Genomic DNA, 16,891 nt, shown 5'->3' with positions numbered 1-16,891 from the left:
CGACCGGCCCGCCGCCAGCGCCGCCGCGTACGCGCCGCAGGCGGCGACCGCCGCGCCGCCGTCCGCCGCCAGCTCCAGCAGCCGCCGCCCCTCGGGCACCGCCAGCACCGCCTCCCCGGCGCGGGCCGCGGCCGACTCCACGGCCTCGGCGAGGGAGCCGAGCGCATCCCCGCCCGGGCCGGCGGCGAGCGCGGCCGCCGGGCCCCCGGCGGCGGGCCCGCGCGGGTGCGCCCGGCCGGGGGCGCACCCGGCCGGCGCCGACTCGGCGACGATCACCCGGAAGGGAGCGTCCAGCAGCCCGCCGTACAGGTCCCCGGCGACCGTGCGCGCGTGGTCCGGCTCCCCGGCGAGCAGCATGCGCAGCACGGCCGCGCCGAGCCGCTGCTCGGCCGCGTGCAGCGAGCGCGACCGCTCCGTGGTCAGCGTCAGCAGGGCGACCGCGGAGTGGACGGCGTACCGCTCGGCGGTGCCGAGGGCGGCGGCGGTGCCGACGGCGAGCGCGGCCCGGGGGCGGCGTCCGGTGCCCAGGGAGTGCAGCTCGACCCGGTCCTCGCCGCCGGGGGCGCCGGGGGCGCCGGCCACCGAGGAGGCGGGTGCGGGCCGTTCCCGCAGCCGCTGCACCTCCGCCGTGAGCCGCGCCGCCCGGCGGCCCGCCCACTCCGGTGCCGCGGCGACGACGGCGCCCGAGGCGTCGTACAGCGCCGCCCATCCGTCGACCTGCGCGGCGAGCGCGGCGAGCAGCCCCTCCGGGCCGGCCGCGAGCGCCTGCCGGGTCAGTTCCCGCTGCGCGGCGAACCCGGCCGTCACGGCCCGGTACTGCTCCGCGGCGATCGCCGCGGAGACGGCCTTGCTGATGGCGAGGAACGGGGTGCGGCGCGGCACCTCCAGCAGCGGCAGCCCCTCCTGCGCGCAGGCGTCGACGAGCGCCGCGGGGATCTCGTCGTAGGTGACGCCGACGGCGAAGCCGAGCCCGACGACGCCCGCGCCGGCGAGCCGCCGCACATAGCGGCGCATCGCCTCCGGGTCCTCCGCGTCCAGCTTGAGCGCGGTGATCAGCAGCAGCTCCCCGCCCTCCATGTAGGGCACGGGATCGGCCAGCTCGCTGACGTGCGCCCAGCGCACGGGCACGTCCAGGCGGTCCCCGCCCGCCCGCACGGTCAGCTTCAGCGCGGAGTGGTGGACGAGCGAGGCGAGCGTGGGGGGCATGGGACTCTCGGGTAGGCGTCGGGGCTGGGTGACCGTGCGATGTCTTGGCCGGGACGGATGAACGCCCGATGCCGATTCTGCCTCACTGCACGGTCCCGGGGCCCGCGCGGCCCGGAGGGCCTCAACCCCTGAGGTCCACCAGCAGCGGCGGCGCGTGCTCGCCGCGGACGTTCGTCAGCGACAGCACCGCGTGCCCCGGCGGCACCGCGTGCGCCAGCTCGGAGGCGGACCACCGCTCCCGCTCCACCTGCCGCACGGTCACCGCCCGCGCGGTCGGCGCCTTGCCGGTGATCACCCGGCGCAGTGCGTGCACGGCCTTGCCCGCAGGGGTCTCGGCGATGATCTGCCGGTCGGTGACGTCCCGGGCCTCGGTCCACTCCTTGCCCCACACCTCGGCGAAGTCCTGCCCGTCCCACGGGGTGAGCCCGGACAGCGCCATCCGGCAGCCGGTGGCCCCGAGCAGCGGCCCGCGCAGCGGGCGCGGCACGTCGTCCAGGGTGCGCAGGGTCAGCACCACCCCGGCGTGGGCGGAGCGCAGCCGCTGGATGCCGCGGACGGACTCGGGGGTCACCACGCCCGTGGCGTCGTCCAGGACCAGGCAGGCGAACAGCGACCGGTCCTCGCGCACCGCGACGCTCGCCGTGAACTGGGCGAGCACCAGCCGCGCCAGTATCCGCGAGGCGTCCGCGTGCCCCCGCTCGGGCAGGTCGACGCGCACCCGCACCGGATGGTCCAGGGCCTTGAGCGAGAACGGCCGCGAGGCCCCGGAGGTGTCGAAGAACCCGGCGAAGGCGGGCCGGTCCAGCAGCGCCACACGGTCGGCGAGCACGGCCGCCACATCGCCGGGCTGCCTCATCTGCCGCTCCCGCGCGTCGAGTTCGCGCAGCAGCGACTCCCGCCCGGCGTCCTGCAGCGCCGCGCGCAGCGCGGCGAGCGGCCCGGGCGCGCCGTCGAGCAGCTGCCGCAGCTCCGGCACCGAGGGGAAGCGCCCGTGGACCGCCCGGAACGGCCCGAGCAGCTGGGCGAGGACGGTCGTGGAGCGCCGGCTGTCGCTTCCCGGGTGCGGGTCGGCGAGGTCCCCGACGAGCGCCTCGGCGAGCACGGCCGCCGCCTCGTCCGGGTCGCTGGTCCCGCCGTACAGGTCGAGGTCGTACACGGAGTCCGGGTTCCCGATCCGTATCACGACGTCGTAGGCGTCGGCCGGCCCCAGGCCCGCGCCGGCCGCGCCGACCACGACCACGGCGGCCCGGCCGGCGAGCGCGTGCAGGCACAGCGACTCGGCGAGCGGCCGGACGACGCTGCCGGTCTTGCCGGACCCGGCCGGGCCGACCGCCAGCAGGGAGGTGCCGAGCAGGTCGGGGCCGAGGGCCAGGCCGGTGCCGCGGTAGGCGTACGGGTTGCGGGGGTCGTCGGCGGTGGTGCCGAGCCGGACCTGCCCGGTGACCAGGTCGTGCGGGGCCTGCCGGGCGGGCAGGTCGCGCGCGCCGGACGGGTGCGGACAGGCGGCGGCGCCGTCCTTGAGCACCGCGCCGCGGAAGGCGGCGAGGCTGTGCCGGCCGCTGCGCACGCCCTGCCAGGCGCGGGTGATCCGGGCGTGGTCGACGTCCCGCATCAGTCCGGCGCGGGCCTCGGCGGCCAGCCGCTCGGCGGCGTCGACGGCCCCGGCGGCCCGCAGCTGCGGGTAGTCGGCGGGGTCCTGCTCGGGGGCGGGGGGCGGGGCGGCGGAGGCGGTGCGGCGCCAGGCGGCAGGGCCGTAGCGGCGCCACACCTCGGGCCAGCGGCCGATCCTCGCGAAGACGACGAAGACCGCGGCGAACACCAGGCCCGTGTAGACGTACGAGGCCGCGCCGCCCAGGGCCCCCGCCTGTCCCAGCGTCCACGACTCGGGGGCCAGCACGTACCACGGCCACATCCAGAAGTCGCCCAGGTAGCCGTTCCACAGCAGGGAGCAGAGCAGCCATCCGCACAGGAACGCGATGACCGCGCCGCCGGCCAGCTGCCGGCCGGGAACCTGTTCCGGCTCCTCCTGCGGCCGCGGCCGGTGCCCGAACCGCCACACGCCGGGCAGGGCCTCCGGCCGGGGCGTCCGCAGCCACGCCAGGAACGCCGGCCCGTCCGGCGCCGGCGGCGTCCCGGGCGCCCGCGTCGGCCGCGGCGGCACCGCGGGCGGCAGAGGCGGCACCGCGGGCGGCAGAGGCGGCACCGCCGGACGCGGCACAGGATCCGCATGCGTGCCCCGCGCGTCCCGGATCCCGTCGCTGTCCATCGCCCTTGCCCCCTGAGCAGCCGCTCCGTCCACCGTCAGCCAGTCAATCTAACGCCCCCGCCCGGGGAGTCCACCGCTTGACGCGGCCGGACCCGGGGCGGACGGTCCGCGCCCGCCGCACCCGCCGGGAACGCCGCTATGTCCACCGCGGACAACCGCACCCCCCGACAACGCCCACATGGAGCATGCCCAGCCCCCTCCCCTCGTCCTAGCCTGCGGGAAAAGAAGGCATGTGTCCGCAAGGACCCACCACCGCGTACGGAAACCGAGCACACCCAGGAGCCCCGCATGACCGCACTTCCGCAGGAGCGCCGCGTCGTCACCGCCATCCCCGGCCCGAAGTCGCTTCAGCTGCAGGCCCGCCGTACCGCCGCGGTCGCGCAGGGCGTGGGCTCCGTGCTGCCCGTGTTCACCGCGCGCGCGGGCGGCGGGATCATCGAGGACGTCGACGGCAACCGGCTGATCGACTTCGGCTCCGGCATCGCCGTCACGTCCGTCGGCGCCTCCGCCGAGGCCGTGGTGCGCCGGGCCGCCGCCCAGCTCGCCGACTTCACCCACACCTGTTTCATGGTCACGCCGTACGAGGGCTACGTGGCCGTCGCCGAGGCGCTCGCCGAGCTGACCCCCGGTGACCACGCGAAGAAGTCCGCCCTGTTCAACAGCGGCGCCGAGGCCGTCGAGAACGCCGTCAAGATCGCCCGTGCGTACACCCGGCGGCAGGCCGTCGTCGTCTTCGACCACGGCTACCACGGCCGCACCAACCTCACCATGGCCCTGACCGCGAAGAACATGCCGTACAAGCACGGCTTCGGCCCGTTCGCGCCGGAGGTGTACCGGGTGCCGGTGGCGTACGGCTACCGCTGGCCGACGGGCGCGGACAACGCCGGTCCCGAGGCCGCCGCCCAGGCGATCGACCAGATGTCCAAGCAGGTCGGCGCGGAGAACATCGCCGCGATCATCATCGAGCCGGTGCTCGGCGAAGGCGGTTTCATCGAGCCGGCCAAGGGCTTCCTGCCGGCGATCCGCCGGTTCGCCGCGGACCACGGCATCGTCTTCGTCGCGGACGAGATCCAGTCCGGCTTCTGCCGCACCGGCCAGTGGTTCGCCTGCGAGGACGAGGGCATCGTCCCGGACCTGATCACCACCGCCAAGGGCATCGCCGGCGGCCTGCCGCTCGCCGCCGTCACCGGCCGCGCCGAGATCATGGACGCCGCGCACGCGGGCGGCCTCGGCGGCACCTACGGCGGCAACCCGGTCGCCTGCGCGGGCGCGCTCGGCGCGATCGAGACGATGAAGGAGCTCGACCTCAACGCCCGGGCGAAGGACATCGAGGCGATCATGAAGGCCCGGCTGACCGCCATGGCCGAGAAGTTCGAGGTCATCGGCGACGTCCGGGGCCGCGGCGCGATGATCGCCATCGAGCTGGTCAAGGACCGCGCCACCAAGGAGCCGAACCCGGAGGCGACGGCCGCGCTCGCCAAGGCCTGCCACGCCGAGGGCCTGCTCGTCCTGACCTGCGGCACCTACGGCAACGTGCTGCGCTTCCTGCCGCCGCTGGTCATCGGCGAGGACCTGCTGAACGAGGGCCTCGACATCATCGAGCAGGCGTTCACGCGCATCTGAGCCCTGTTTCCGCACGTCTGAGGGGCCGACGGCAGAGGGTGTGAAGAAGGTGTGGGAGGTGGATGGCGGGACGCCGTTCTCCCTGTCGCGCGCGCACCCCCTGCCGTAGGTTCTAGGCAGATGAGAGATACACCCCCGCCCACAGGGGACTGTGGGTGACATCAGGCCGGGGCCTCCCCAGCCTCGACCTGGCCGTGCCCTCGCGCACACCGGAGCCCGACGGCTCCGGGTCTCCTCACCGATCGGACGGTCGCCCGCCCCAGACCCCCCGGGGCGCGCGGCGTTCCGGTCCGGACGGCCGCCTCGGAACCATCCCCCCTCGTTCCGGGGCGGCCGACCTCCTTCTCCGCCGTCCGGCCGGATCTGCCAGGCTGTGCGCCGTGGCGATCCTCCTCCCGCTCGGGCTTCCGGCCCTGCTGTTCGCGCTGATCACCTGGCAGGTCGTCGCCGACGGCGCCCTGGTGGGCGCGGACGAGCGGCTCAGCCGTGCCCTGGTCCGCCCGGACCGCCTCTCCGAACTCCTCGCCGACCTGGGCGCCGTCCAGGTCGCGGTGCCGGTGCTCGCCCTGGCGGCGGCGTACGTCGCCCGGCGGGGCCGGGCCGGCGGCGCGGACCGGTGGTGGCGGCCCCCCGTGGCCGCGGCGCTGCTCATGGCCCTCGTCCCGGCGCTGGTGATCCCCCTCAAGGAGCTCACCGGCCGGCCGGGCCCGCCGGTCATGCCGCCGGGCACCGGCTACTACCCCTCCGGGCACACCGTCACGGCCGCCGTCGCCTACGGCTCGGCCGTGGCCGTCCTCCTCCCCTGGCTCCGCGCCGCCCCCGCCCGCCGGGCGGCCGTCGTCGCCTGCGTCGTCGTCAACCTCGGCGTGGGGTCCGGGCTGGTCCGCCGCGGCTACCACTGGCCGCTGGACGTCGTGGCCGGCTGGTGCCTCGGCGCGGTGCTGCTGACCGGCCTCGTGGTGTTCCTCGGCCGGGGCGGCCGGCCTCCCCGGGGGGTCAGCTGTCGAAGCCGAGGCCCAGCCGGTCCATCGTCCGCAGCCACAGGTTGCGCCGGCCGCCGTGCGCGTCCGCCCGGGCCAGCGACCACTTGGTGAGCGCGATGCCGGTCCACGCGAAGGGCTCGGGCGGGAACGGCAGGGGCTTGGTGCGGACCATCTCCAGCTCGGTGCGCTCGGTGCGCTCCCCCGCCAGCAGGTCCAGCATCACCTCGGCGCCGAAGCGGGTGGCCCCGACCCCGAGACCGGTGTAGCCCGCCGCGTACGCCACCCTGCCCCGGTGGGCGGTGCCGAAGAACGCCGAGAAGCGCGAGCAGGTGTCGATGGCGCCGCCCCACGCGTGGGTGAAGCGGACGCCCTCCAGCTGCGGGAAGCAGGTGAAGAAGTGCCCGGCGAGCTTGGCGTAGGTCCGGGGCCGGTCGTCGTACTCGGCGCGCACCCGGCCGCCGTACGGGTAGATCGCGTCGTAGCCGCCCCACAGGACGCGGTTGTCCGCGGACAGGCGGAAGTAGTGGAACCGGTTGGCGCTGTCCCCGAGGCCCTGGCGGTTCCGCCAGCCGATCGACGCCAGCTGGGCGGCGGTGAGCGGCTCGGTCATCAGGGCGTAGTCGTAGACCGGGACGGTGTACGGACGGACCCGTCTGACCAGGCTGGGGAAGACGTTCGTGCCGAGGGCGACCCGGCGGGCGCGGACCCGGCCGTACGGGGTGCGGACGTCCAGCCCGCCGCCGTACGGGCGCAAGGTCAGGGCAGGGGTGTGCTCGTACACGCGGACGCCGAGGCCCAGGCACGCCCGCTTCAGCCCCCAGGCGAGCCGGGCCGGGTTGAGCATGGCCACGCCCCGGCGGTCCCACAGGCCCGCCCGGAAGGTCGGGGAGTCCACCTGCTCCCGCACCGCGTCGGCGTCCAGGAACTCGACGCCGTCGGCCAGGCCCCGGCGCCGCGCCTCCTCGTACCCGTCGCGCAGTTCCCACGCCTGGTGGATCTCGGTGGCGACGTCGATCTCGCCGGTGCGTTCGAAGTCGCAGTCGATGGCGTGGCGGGCGACCGCCCGCTCGATCTCGTCGAGGTTGCGGGCGCCCAGCTCCTGGAGCCGGTGGATCTCGTCCGGCCAGCGGGTGAGGCCGTTGGGCAGCCCGTGGGTGAGGGAGGCGGCGCAGAAGCCGCCGTTGCGGCCCGAGGCGGCCCAGCCCGCCTCGCGGCCCTCGAGGAGGACGACCTCCCGCCGCGGGTCGCGTTCCTTGGCGATCAGCGCGGTCCACAGGCCGCTGTAGCCGCCGCCGACGACCAGCAGGTCGCAGGTCTCGGCGGCGGTGAGCGCGGGCTCGGGGCGGGGTCTGGCGGGGTCGTCCAGCCAGTAGGGGACGGGCTGGGCTTCGGAGAGGGACTTCGTCCAGCGGCTCATGGCGCTCGCGGCCATGATCTCAACTCCCTACGAGGATCTCTCTATTGCCTTCTGTCTGTCTCTGCGGTGGCCGACCACCGTCGACGCCAGCACGAGCAGCACGGCGACGACGAACATGGCCGTTCCGACGACGTTGATCTGCACGGGCGTTCCGCGCTGGGCCGAGCCCCAGACGAACATGGGGAAGGTGACCGTGGAGCCCGCGGTGAAGTTGGTGATGACGAAGTCGTCGAAGGAGAGCGCGAAGGCCAGCAGCGCGCCCGCGGCGATGCCGGGGGCCGCGATCGGCAGGGTGACCCGCCAGAACGTCTGGAACGGGCCGGCGTACAGGTCCTGCGCCGCCTGCTCCAGCCGCGGGTCCATCGACATCACGCGCGCCTTGACCGCCGTCACGACGAAGCTGAGGCAGAACATGACGTGGGCGATCAGGACCGTCCGGAAACCCAGCTCGGCGCCCATGTTGAGGAACAGGGTGAGCAGCGAGGCCGCCAGGACGACCTCGGGCATCGCCATCGGCAGGAAGATCAGCGCGTTCACGGCGCCCCGCGCGCGGAAGCGGTGGCGCGCCAGCGCGAAGGCGGTCGTCGTGCCGAGGACGGTGGCGCCGAGCGTCGCCCAGAACGCGATCCGCAGGCTGACCGACAGCGCGCCGCACAGGCCGGGGACGCCGCACGGGTCCCGCCACGCGTCGAGCGAGAACCGCTGCCACTCGTAGTTGAAGCGCCCCTTCGGCGCGTTGAAGGAGAACACCGCCACCACGACGTTGGGCAGCAGCAGGTAGGCGAGCGTCCCCAGGCCCGCGATGACGACGAGACGGCGCTTGAGCCAGTCGGCGAAGGGCATGTCAGACCAGATCCTCCGTCCCGGACCTGCGGATGTAGAGGGTGACCACGAGCAGGATCGCGGCCATCAGGATGAAGGAGAGGGCCGCGGCCGTCGGGTAGTCCAGCACGCGCAGGAACTGCGTCTGGATGACGTTGCCGGCCATGCGCGTGTCCGTGGCGCCCAGCAGGTCCGCGTTGACGTAGTCGCCGCAGGCCGGGATGAAGGTCAGCAGCGTGCCCGAGACCACGCCCGGCGCGGACAGCGGGAGGGTGACCTTCCGGAAGGTCGTCCAGGGCCTGGCGTACAGGTCGCCCGCCGCCTCGTGCAGCCGGGGGTCGATGCGCTCCAGCGAGGTGTAGAGCGGCAGCACCATGAACGGCAGGAAGTTGTACGTCAGTCCGCACACGACGGCGAGCGGCGTGGCCAGCACGCGGTCGCCGGAGGTCCAGCCGAGCCGGGCGGTGACGTCCAGGACGTGCAGCGCGTCGAGGGCGCCGACGACCGGGCCGCCGTCGGCGAGGATCGTCTTCCAGGCGAGGGTGCGGATCAGGAAGCTGGTGAAGAACGGCGCGATCACCAGGATCATGATCAGGGTCCGCCAGCGGCCCGCGCGGAAGGCGATGAGGTAGGCGAGCGGGTAGCCGAGCAGCAGGCACAGGACCGTCGCGGTGCCCGCGTAGAGCACCGAGCGGACGAACTGCGGCCAGTACTCGCCCAGCGCGTCCCCGTAGGTGGCGAAGTGCCAGGTGACCCGGTAGCCCTCCTCCAGGGAGCCCGTCTGCACGGACGTGGAGGCCTGGTAGACCATCGGCAGCGCGAAGAAGACCAGCAGCCACAGCACGCCGGGCAGGAGCAGCAGGTACGGCGTGCGGCGGCCCCGCCCGCGCGGCGGGCGCCGCTCCCCGGGGACGGCGGCGGGGGTGAGCGGCGGGGGCGCCTCGGTGAGCGTCGTCATCGGGCGGCCGCCTCCTCCGCGGCCGGGCTCCCTTCCCCGTCCGGTGCGAACCGGGCGGCGTCGAGACCGAAGGTGTGGGCCGGGTTCCAGTGCAGGACGACCTCGGCGCCGGGCGCCAGCCGGGGGTCGCGGTCGATGTTCTGGGCGTAGACCTCGAAGGCGGGGCAGACGGGGCTGTCGACGACGTACTGCGTGGAGACGCCGGTGAAGCTGGAGTCGGCGATCGTCCCGGTGATCCGGTTGCGCCCGGCGGGGATCCCGCCGGCGTCGTCGGCGTGGGTGAGGGAGACCTTCTCCGGACGGACCCCCACCAGCACCCTGCCGCCGGCCGCCGTGGGCGCGCCGCACCGCGCCCGGGGCAGCACCAGCCTGCCGCCGCCCGCCCTCAGCACGATCTCGCCGCCGCCGGCGGAGGCGACCTCGGCCTCGATGAAGTTGGAGGTGCCGAGGAAGTCGGCGACGAACCGGGTCCTGGGGTTCTCGTACAGGTCGGCGGGCGAGCCGAGCTGCTCGACGCGGCCCGCGTTCATCACGGCGACCGTGTCGGCCATCGTCATGGCCTCCTCCTGGTCGTGCGTGACGTGCACGAAGGTGATGCCGACCTCGGTCTGGATGCGCTTGAGCTCCAGCTGCATCCGGCGGCGCAGCTTCAGGTCGAGGGCGCCGAGCGGCTCGTCGAGCAGCAGCACCCGGGGGTGGTTGATCAGCGCGCGGGCGACCGCGACGCGCTGCTGCTGGCCGCCGGAGAGCTGGTGCGGCTTCCTGCGCGCCTGCGCGCCGAGCTGCACCAGCTCCAGCATCTCCCCGACCTGCTTCTTCACGTTCCTGACGCCGCGCCGGCGCAGGCCGAAGGCGACGTTCTCGAAGACGTCCAGGTGCGGGAAGAGGGCGTACGACTGGAAGACCGTGTTCACCGGCCGCTTGTACGGCGGGAGACGGGTGACGTCCTGGTCGCCGAGGTGGACGGTGCCGCTGGTGGGCTCCTCCAGGCCGGCGATCATCCGCAGGGTGGTGGTCTTGCCGCTGCCGGAGGCGCCGAGCAGGGCGAAGAAGGAGCCCTGCGGCACGGTCAGGTCGAGCGGGTGCACGGCGGTGAAGGAGCCGTAGGTCTTGCTGATGCCGCGGAGGCGGACGTCGCCGCTGCCGTCGTTCGTCATGGTGGTCACGCCCCTATGAGCTTCGCGAACTTCTCTTCGCAGGCCGTCTCCTCCTGCGCGCTCAGGGAGCGGAAGGCACGGGACTTCGCCTGCATGGCCTTGTCGGGGAGGATCAGCGGGTTGTCCGCCGCCGCCGCGTCGATCTTCGCGAGCTCCTCCTTCACCCCGTCGACCGGGCAGACGTAGTTGATGTAGGCGGCGAGCCGGGCGGCGGTCCTCGGCTCGTAGTAGTAGTCGATCAGCCGCTCGGCGTTGGTCTTGTGCCGGGCCCTGTTGGGGATCAGCAGGTCGTCGCTGGAGGTCAGGTAGCCGCTGTCGGGGACCAGGAAGTCGATGTCGGGACTGTCCGCCTTCAGCTGGACGACGTCGCCGGCCCAGGCCAGGCAGGCCGCGAAGTCGCCCTTGGCGAGGTCGGAGGTGTAGTCGTTGCCGGTGAAGCGGCGGATCTGGCCCCGGTCCACGGCCTTCTGCAGGCGGGCGATCGCCGCGTCGTAGTCGTCGTCGGTGAAGTCGCCCGGGTCCTTGCCCATGTCGAGCAGGGTCATGCCGACGGTGTCGCGCATCTCGGTGAGGAGGCCGACGCGGCCCTTGAGCCGGGGGTTGTCGAGCAGGTCGGAGAGCGACGTCACCTCGATCCCGTCGAGCGCCTTCTTGTTGTAGGCGATGACGGTGGAGATGCCCTGCCAGGGGTACGAGTACGCCCGTCCCGGGTCCCCGTCGGGGCTGCGGAACTGCGGCGCCAGGTTGGCGAAGGCGTGCGGCAGATGGGACGGGTCCAGTTTCTGCACCCATCCCAGGCGGATGAGGCGGGCGGCCAGCCAGTCGGTGAGGACGACGAGGTCGCGGCCGGTGTCCTGGCCCGCGGCGAGCTGCGGCTTGATCTTGCCGAAGAACTCGCCGTTGTCGTTGATGTCCTCGGTGTACCGGACCGTGATGCCGGTCCGCTCGGTGAACGCCTCCAGCGTCGGGTGGCGCCTGCCGCTGTCGTCGACGTCCATGTACTCGGTCCAGTTGGAGAAGGTGACGGTCTTCTCCTGCGCCGAGCGGTCCTGTGCGGAGACGCCGTCCCGGGGCCCGCCCGCCGCGGGGATGCCGCAGGCGCTCAGCGTCGCGGACCCGCCGGCCGCGAGCGCGCCGGCGCGCAGCAGGGAACGGCGGGTGAGGGCCGCCCTGCCGTTGCGGAGACTGCGCCGCACGGCGGCCGCTCGGGCCGGGGACAGGCGGTCGGGCTCGTACTGCTCCATGCGCGTGGTGCCCTTTCGGGAGGGTTGGTGGTCGTGGTCGGCGGCCGTTCGTCACATGCGGCGGTGGCCGGTCACGGTCCGGTCGTCGCCGGGCGGCGGTGGCCGCCGGGCCCCGAAGTGGCGGGCGGCACCGGCGAAGGACGCGGTGTCGTCGGTCGTCCCGGCCCGTCGGACCCACGGGCCGGCTGCAGCGGCTTGCCGCACCGGAGGGGCTCGGCGCGGGCCGGGTCCCCGGCGCGGCCGGCCGGCCCGGCGGCGAACCGGTCCGGGGCGGCCGGGGTGGCGCTGCCCGGGTCGCGCATGTCGCTCTCCTCCCTGTCCCCGCGAGAGGGCCGACGTGGCTCAAGCTCGACTTGAGCGCCGATCCTGACAGAGCAATGAGACTCCAACAAGTGATTCCGTTGTTGCCTTTTGGTTACGCGACGAAATCTGTTGATCAGCCGTCGGGTGCGGCCCGAAAGAGGAGACGGAGCGTCAGGGGCGGGTGCCGGACTCGGCCGCATCGGACGGATCACGGGGGCGAACGGATCGCGGGAGGCGAGGGATCGCATGACGGACGGGACGGACCGGGTCACCGGGACGGTCGATTCCCGGCAGGCGCTGATCAGGGCGGTCCGCGCGGGAGCCAGGGTCAGGTACCTGCACTTCTGGGGACACCGGCCGCGGCCGGACGGCCGGCTCGGGCCGGGCTGCCCGAGCCGGTGGTGGCCCTCGCCGTTCACGGTCGACGGGGTGGCGTACGCGACCGCCGAGCACTGGATGACGGCGGGCAAGGCCCGGCTGTTCGGTGACGCGGAGGGGGAGCGGCGGGTGCTCGGCGCGGCGCATTCCGCCGAGGCCGAGAAGGCGGGGCGGCTGGTGCGCGGCTTCGACGAGGCGACATGGCGGCGGGAGCGGTTCCGGATCGTCGTCGAGGGCACCGGGCACAAGTTCGGCGCGCACGCCGGGTTGCGGGAGTCTCTGCTGAACACGGGGGATCGGGTACGGGTGGAGGCGAGCCCGGTGGACCGGGTGTGGGGCATCGGGCTGGCCGCGGCCGACGAGGCGGCCCAGGATCCCGAGCGGTGGCGGGGACCGAATCCGCTGGGGTTCGCCCTGATGGCGGCGCGGGAGCGGCTGCGGGCCGGGTGAGCGGGGAAGGCCCGCCGCGGGGAACGGGACCGGTGCGCGGGCCGGCCCCTCGCGGCGGGCCGGGGGTCAGGACGCGCCGATCCCGCCCATGATGCCGGCGAAGAGCAGGAAGCCCAGCAGCGGAAGCAACACCGTGGCCACGATGCCGCAGACCAGGCCGGCGGTCGCCGCCCCCTTGTTGGTGGCCTCGCCGCGGTTCGCCTTTCCCCGGCCGATGGCGCCGAAGATGATCGCCAGGATGCCCAGGACGACGCCGAAGAACCACAGGAAGAAGGTCAGGCTGCACACCACGCCGATGATGCCCAGCACCAGCCCGGTGGTGCCCATGCCGTTGCTCGGCTGCAGGGGCTGGGTGTAGCCGGGCGCCTGCGGGTGGGGCGCGGCCGGCCAGCCGGGGCCCGCCGGCCGGCCGTAGCCCGGGCCGGACTGCGGGTAGCCGTAGCCCGGGGCCGGCTGCTGCGGGGGCTGGGACGGCGGCCCGAATCCGCCGGGCGTGGGATTGGTGTGGGACATGAAGCGGTCTCCCCTCCGTTGACAGACGAGGCATGGTAGTGGCCTGTTCGCCGCGGAGAGCCCCCTTTCGCGGGGCTGGTACGGAGGCGTTTCGGCCGGGGGCGTCGGTGGGTTCGGTGGTCGGGCGGGGGCACGGGCCCTGGTCCGGCGGCCGGGCGCCGCGGCCGCCCGGGGCTCAGCGGTCGGCGAGCACCGTGGCCGTCGGGGTGAGGGCGCCGTAGTACGGGTCGTGGCCGTCCTGTTCCTCGTTGATGGCGGCCGTGATCCCGACGGCGATCAGGACGATCACGATGACACCGAGGACGAGGCCGATGACGCCCATGATCAGGCCGGCCTGGGCCTGGCCGTGGTTGTCGGCCAGGCCCTGCTCGGCCTTCTTGCGGCCCTTGATGCCGAAGACCACGGCGAGGATGCCGAGCACGACCGAGACCACGCCGTACATGCAGAACAGGCAGCAGGACAGGATGCCGAGCACCATCGCCGCGATGCCCGTGCCGTTCTGCGGGGCCATCGGCATGCCGGCCCAGCCGTAGCCCTGGGGGTAGGCGGGGTAGCCGTATCCGCCGGGCGCTCCCGGGCCGGTGGGCGCGACGGGCGGGGGCGGCACCGCGGAGCCGGAGCCGTCGTACGGCGGCGGGCCGCCCACCGGGGCGGATCCGCCGGGCGGGACGTGGCCGGGCGGCGGGAAGCCGGGCGGGGGGAAGCCGGCGGACGGCATCGAGGCCATCGTGGCCTGGTCGTGCACGGACGGCGGCTGCGCCGGGGGCGCCTGCGGCGGCTGCCCGGCGGCGGGGGCCCGGTCCTTCTCCGGCGAGGGCCTGCTCCCGGGGGGCGCCCAGGGGTCGTAGTCGCCCGCGCTGTCCCCGCCCGGCCGCGGTGTGTCCGTCATGTCGCTTCCCCCCGTGGGTCGATCGTGCCGCCATGCTACGGCCACCCCCGCCGCCCGCCGCCGCCCGGCCCCCGCCCCGCGCCCTTCCCCACCAGCCGGGACACCGCCCCGCCCCCCTCTCTCCCCCGGCCCTTGTCCCGGCCCCTGCCCGAACGCTCTGCCCCCGCGCCGTCCCACCGCCTACGATGATCCCGGCCCACCGATCAGCCGATCACCGCGTCCCGTCCGCCGCACCCCACGGGCCGGACGCCGTTTTGGGGAGGAACCTTGACCGACCACCTCGTCGACGCGCACGCCCCGCGCGACCTGCGCGCCTTCATCGCCGCACTGCCGAAGGCCGAACTGCACGTGCACCACGTCGGCTCCGCCTCCCCCCGCATCGTCTCGGAGCTGGCCGCCCGCCACCCCGACTCCAGGGTCCCCGCCGACCCCGAGGCCCTGTCCGACTACTTCACGTTCACGGACTTCGCCCACTTCGTCGAGGTGTACCTGTCGGTCGTCGACCTGATCCGCACCCCGGAGGACGTGCGGCTGCTGACCTACGAGGTGGGCCGGGAGCTGGCCCGGCAGCAGGTGCGGTACGCCGAGCTGACCGTCACCCCGTACTCCTCCACCCGCCGCGGCATCGACGAGCGGGCCTTCATGGACGCCATCGAGGACGCCCGCAAGGCGGCGGAGGCCGAGTTCGGCACCGTGCTGCGCTGGTGCTTCGACATCCCCGGCGAGGCCGGGCTCACGGCGGCCGAGGAGACCACCCGGCTCGCCACCGACGACCGGCTGCGCCCCGAGGGGCTGGTCTCCTTCGGGCTCGGCGGGCCCGAGATCGGCGTGCCGCGGCCGCAGTTCAAGCCGTACTTCGACCGGGCCCTCGCCGCGGGGCTGCACTCCGTCCCGCACGCCGGCGAGACCACCGGCCCGGAGACGGTGTGGGACGCGCTGACCCACCTGCGGGCCGAGCGCATCGGCCACGGCACCAGCTCCGCGCGGGACCCGAAGCTGCTCGCGCACCTCGCCGAGCACCGCATCCCGCTGGAGGTCTGCCCGACCTCGAACATCGCCACCCGCGCGGTGCGCACCCTCGACGAGCACCCCCTCAAGGAGTTCGTACGGGCCGGGGTGCCGGTCACCGTCAACTCCGACGACCCGCCGATGTTCGGCACCGACCTGAACAACGAGTACGCGGTCGCCGCCCGCCTGCTCGACCTGGACGAGCGGGGCCTGGCGGAGCTGGCGAAGAACGCGGTCGAGGCGTCCTTCCTGGACGAGGCCGGCAAGGCCCGGATCAAGGCCGAGATCGACGCGTACACCTCCTCCTGGCTCGCCGCCTGATGTCCCCCGCCCTTCGCCGGGTGACCGCCGTCGCCCACCGCGGCGACCCCTACCGCGTCCGCGAGAACACGGTCGGCTCACTGCGTTCCGCGCTCCGCCGGGGCGCGGACGCCGTCGAGATCGACGTCCGGCTCACCCGGGACGGCGTGCCCGTGCTGCTGCACGACGAGACGCTGAAACGGCTGTGGGAGCGGGACCGGCCGCTGTGCGCGCTGTCGGCGGCCGAGGTGCGCGGGCTGACGGACGGTCTGGTGCCGACGCTGGCGGAGGCGCTGGAGGCGACCGACGGCAGCCGGGTGATGCTGGACCTGCCCGGCGCGCCGGACCCGGCGGCGGTGCGCCGGATCGCGGGCGTGGTGCGCGAGTGCGGGGCGCGGGACCGCGTGTACTACTGCGCGGGCGCCCCCGCCATGCTCGCCGTGCGCGCCGCCGATCCGGCCGCCGAGATCGCGCTGACCTGGACGACCCTGGCCCCGCCCCGGCCCGTCCTGCTGGCGGCGGTCCGCCCGCGCTGGCTCAACTACCGCTTCTCGCTGGTCGACCGGGCCCTGGCCGACCGCGTCCACGCCGGCGGCCACCTGCTGTCCGTCTGGACCCCGGACACCCGCCGCTCCATGCGCCGCCTGCTCGCCCACGGCGTCGACTCGATCACCACCAACCGCATCGACACGCTGTGCGCGCTCAGGAGGGGCCTTCCGGCGGAACCGGCGTAGGCGCCGCCCGGCCACCGGAGTACGCCACCGGCGGCGCGATCGCCTGTGCGTCCGCCCCCTCCCCCACCCACAGCCCGATCAACAGCGCCGCCGTCGCCTCCACCAGTCCGGCCCGGTCCAGTCCCCCGGCGTTCAGCGGCTCGCAACCGAGATCGCGGACGAGCCGCCGTACGACGGCCAGGGCTCCTTCGTCGTCCCCGCACAGCGGCACCGCCAGCGGGCGGCCGTCGAAGACCGGCGGGGTCAGCCGCCAGACGTCGACGTGGCAGAGGTTGAACGCCTTGACGACGTGGGCGGCGGGGGCAGCGGCGGCGATGCGTTCGGCCGCCGAGGGGCCGCCCGCCGTGCGCAGCGTGAAGCCCGGCCCCACCGGGTTGGTGCAGTCGATCAGCGTCCGCCCCCGCAGCGTCTCCGCCAGCCCGGCGACGACGTCGACGGCGGCCTCGTACGGCACGGCCAGCAGCACCGCGTCCGTCCCGTGCTCCGCCGCCTCCCGCAGACCGCCCGAGCGGCGTCCCCCGGCGCGCACCTCGTGCCCGGCGCGCGCCCACTGCGTGCCGAGCGCGTCCGCCATGCCGCCCGTGCCGAGAATGCCTATCCGCATGGTCCCCGCTTCCCTTCGCCGTCGGATTCACCACGA

At 74.7% G+C, this 16,891-nt stretch carries 15 protein-coding genes; 5 read left to right on the top strand and 10 right to left on the bottom strand.

From position 1 onward, the window contains the following. The coding region (locus ABD363_RS17185; RefSeq protein ID WP_344604351.1) for a PucR family transcriptional regulator ligand-binding domain-containing protein at positions 1-1,206 on the bottom strand (1,206 nt) is incomplete at its 3' end. Positions 1,207-1,327: 121 nt separating this feature from the next. After that, positions 1,328-3,472 carry an ATP-binding protein gene (locus tag ABD363_RS17180; RefSeq protein WP_344604349.1) on the bottom strand — a complete coding sequence of 715 codons (2,145 nt, stop codon included), beginning with the start codon at positions 3,470-3,472 and terminating at the stop codon, positions 1,328-1,330. A 288-nt stretch (positions 3,473-3,760) separates the two neighbouring features. Between ABD363_RS17180 and gabT the strand changes: the two genes are divergently transcribed. Next, positions 3,761-5,095 (top strand): 4-aminobutyrate--2-oxoglutarate transaminase, encoded by a 1,335-nt coding sequence (gene gabT, locus ABD363_RS17175; protein ID WP_344604347.1) that lies wholly within the window; start codon positions 3,761-3,763, stop codon positions 5,093-5,095. A 380-nt stretch (positions 5,096-5,475) separates the two neighbouring features. Further along, a complete protein-coding gene (locus tag ABD363_RS17170; RefSeq protein WP_344604345.1) occupies positions 5,476-6,189 on the top strand; it encodes a phosphatase PAP2 family protein in 714 nt (237 codons plus the stop codon). On the opposite strand, the gene ABD363_RS17165 is transcribed toward ABD363_RS17170, so the two are convergent. The 5 genes from ABD363_RS17165 to ABD363_RS17145 are packed head-to-tail and all read right to left on the bottom strand — an operon-like array spanning position 6,092 to position 11,676. Beyond that, the gene (locus ABD363_RS17165) at positions 6,092-7,510 is read right to left on the bottom strand and encodes an NAD(P)/FAD-dependent oxidoreductase (RefSeq protein WP_344604343.1); all 1,419 of its coding nucleotides are present in this window, start codon (positions 7,508-7,510) and stop codon (positions 6,092-6,094) included. The two genes, ABD363_RS17170 and ABD363_RS17165, sit on opposite strands and share 98 nt — an antisense overlap. Before the next feature lie 12 nt (positions 7,511-7,522). Beyond that, entirely contained in the window at positions 7,523-8,338 is an 816-nt protein-coding gene (locus ABD363_RS17160) for an ABC transporter permease (protein ID WP_344604341.1), read from the bottom strand. A 1-nt stretch (position 8,339) separates the two neighbouring features. Further along, positions 8,340-9,275, bottom strand: a complete 936-nt coding sequence (locus ABD363_RS17155; protein ID WP_344604339.1) for an ABC transporter permease — start codon at positions 9,273-9,275, stop codon at positions 8,340-8,342. Continuing rightward, positions 9,272-10,432 carry an ABC transporter ATP-binding protein gene (locus tag ABD363_RS17150; RefSeq protein WP_344604368.1) on the bottom strand — a complete coding sequence of 387 codons (1,161 nt, stop codon included), beginning with the start codon at positions 10,430-10,432 and terminating at the stop codon, positions 9,272-9,274. Before ABD363_RS17150 ends, ABD363_RS17155 begins: the two co-directional genes overlap by 4 nt. Positions 10,433-10,437: 5 nt before the next feature. Further along, positions 10,438-11,676 carry a polyamine ABC transporter substrate-binding protein gene (locus ABD363_RS17145; protein ID WP_344604337.1) on the bottom strand — a complete coding sequence of 413 codons (1,239 nt, stop codon included), beginning with the start codon at positions 11,674-11,676 and terminating at the stop codon, positions 10,438-10,440. A 549-nt stretch (positions 11,677-12,225) separates the two neighbouring features. Here ABD363_RS17145 and ybiA point away from each other — a divergent pair. Continuing rightward, positions 12,226-12,807: a riboflavin biosynthesis intermediates N-glycosidase gene (gene ybiA, locus ABD363_RS17140; RefSeq protein ID WP_344604335.1), complete on the top strand. Its 582-nt coding sequence runs from the start codon at positions 12,226-12,228 to the stop codon at positions 12,805-12,807. 66 nt (positions 12,808-12,873) lie between these two features. Here ybiA and ABD363_RS17135 read toward each other — a convergent pair whose 3' ends face one another. Both ABD363_RS17135 and ABD363_RS17130 read right to left on the bottom strand, forming a co-directional pair. Then, the gene (locus tag ABD363_RS17135; RefSeq protein ID WP_344604333.1) at positions 12,874-13,320 is read right to left on the bottom strand and encodes a DUF4190 domain-containing protein; all 447 of its coding nucleotides are present in this window, start codon (positions 13,318-13,320) and stop codon (positions 12,874-12,876) included. Between the two features lie 175 nt (positions 13,321-13,495). Next, a complete protein-coding gene (locus ABD363_RS17130) occupies positions 13,496-14,209 on the bottom strand; it encodes a DUF4190 domain-containing protein (RefSeq protein ID WP_344604331.1) in 714 nt (237 codons plus the stop codon). A gap of 267 nt (positions 14,210-14,476) precedes the next feature. Between ABD363_RS17130 and ABD363_RS17125 the strand changes: the two genes are divergently transcribed. Continuing rightward, positions 14,477-15,538: an adenosine deaminase gene (locus ABD363_RS17125; protein ID WP_344604329.1), complete on the top strand. Its 1,062-nt coding sequence runs from the start codon at positions 14,477-14,479 to the stop codon at positions 15,536-15,538. Continuing rightward, positions 15,538-16,251 (top strand): glycerophosphodiester phosphodiesterase, encoded by a 714-nt coding sequence (locus tag ABD363_RS17120; protein WP_344604327.1) that lies wholly within the window; start codon positions 15,538-15,540, stop codon positions 16,249-16,251. The genes ABD363_RS17125 and ABD363_RS17120 overlap by 1 nt, the downstream gene beginning before the upstream one ends. On the opposite strand, the gene ABD363_RS17115 is transcribed toward ABD363_RS17120, so the two are convergent. After that, entirely contained in the window at positions 16,220-16,855 is a 636-nt protein-coding gene (locus ABD363_RS17115) for an NADPH-dependent F420 reductase (protein WP_344604325.1), read from the bottom strand. The genes ABD363_RS17120 and ABD363_RS17115 overlap by 32 nt on opposite strands. Between the last annotated feature and the right edge of the window lie 36 nt (positions 16,856-16,891).

Origin of the sequence: Streptomyces glaucus (assembly GCF_039533365.1) — a bacterium.
Lineage (GTDB): Bacteria > Actinomycetota > Actinomycetes > Streptomycetales > Streptomycetaceae > Streptomyces > Streptomyces glaucus.
Note: the sequence above shows the minus strand (reverse complement) of the source record. Positions and strands in the feature narration are given on the sequence as shown.

Bases quoted from the DNA above. Each gene is read 5' to 3' on its own strand.
- ABD363_RS17150 (WP_344604368.1), bottom strand. From the start codon at position 10,432: ATGACGAACGACGGCAGCGGCGACGTCCGCCTCCGCGGCATCAGCAAG.
- ybiA (WP_344604335.1), top strand. From the start codon at position 12,226: ATGACGGACGGGACGGACCGGGTCACCGGGACGGTCGATTCCCGGCAG.
- ABD363_RS17145 (WP_344604337.1), bottom strand. From the start codon at position 11,676: ATGGAGCAGTACGAGCCCGACCGCCTGTCCCCGGCCCGAGCGGCCGCC.
- ABD363_RS17130 (WP_344604331.1), bottom strand. From the start codon at position 14,209: ATGACGGACACACCGCGGCCGGGCGGGGACAGCGCGGGCGACTACGAC.
- ABD363_RS17120 (WP_344604327.1), top strand. From the start codon at position 15,538: ATGTCCCCCGCCCTTCGCCGGGTGACCGCCGTCGCCCACCGCGGCGAC.
- ABD363_RS17155 (WP_344604339.1), bottom strand. From the start codon at position 9,275: ATGACGACGCTCACCGAGGCGCCCCCGCCGCTCACCCCCGCCGCCGTC.
- ABD363_RS17135 (WP_344604333.1), bottom strand. From the start codon at position 13,320: ATGTCCCACACCAATCCCACGCCCGGCGGATTCGGGCCGCCGTCCCAG.
- ABD363_RS17165 (WP_344604343.1), bottom strand. From the start codon at position 7,510: ATGGCCGCGAGCGCCATGAGCCGCTGGACGAAGTCCCTCTCCGAAGCC.
- ABD363_RS17115 (WP_344604325.1), bottom strand. From the start codon at position 16,855: ATGCGGATAGGCATTCTCGGCACGGGCGGCATGGCGGACGCGCTCGGC.
- gabT (WP_344604347.1), top strand. From the start codon at position 3,761: ATGACCGCACTTCCGCAGGAGCGCCGCGTCGTCACCGCCATCCCCGGC.
- ABD363_RS17180 (WP_344604349.1), bottom strand. From the start codon at position 3,472: ATGGACAGCGACGGGATCCGGGACGCGCGGGGCACGCATGCGGATCCT.
- ABD363_RS17160 (WP_344604341.1), bottom strand. From the start codon at position 8,338: ATGCCCTTCGCCGACTGGCTCAAGCGCCGTCTCGTCGTCATCGCGGGC.